Consider the following 244-nt stretch of genomic DNA (forward strand, 5'->3'; position numbering starts at 1 on the left):
GTCGGCCGGGGTCCGCGCGACCACCGACGCCTCGACGACGACCTCGCCGCGGTCGGTGAACTTCACCGCGTTGGAGGCCAGGTTGGACACCACCTGGCCCAGCCGCACGGCGTCGCCGCGCCGCACGCGCGGCACGTCCGGGGCGCACGCCACGACCAGCTCGAGCCCCTTCTCGGGGGCCGGCCGGCTGCACACGCCCGCGGTCTGGTGCAGCACCGAGCGGACGTCGAAGTCCGCGATCTCG

At 75.8% G+C, this 244-nt stretch carries 1 protein-coding gene; it reads right to left on the reverse strand.

What is annotated here, in order from left to right; genetic code table 11:
• The coding region (locus QWY29_RS20565) for a hypothetical protein (protein ID WP_300963079.1) at positions 1-244 on the reverse strand (244 nt) is incomplete at both ends.

This window comes from Nocardioides abyssi, from assembly GCF_030412915.1.
Taxonomy (GTDB): domain Bacteria; phylum Actinomycetota; class Actinomycetes; order Propionibacteriales; family Nocardioidaceae; genus Nocardioides; species Nocardioides abyssi.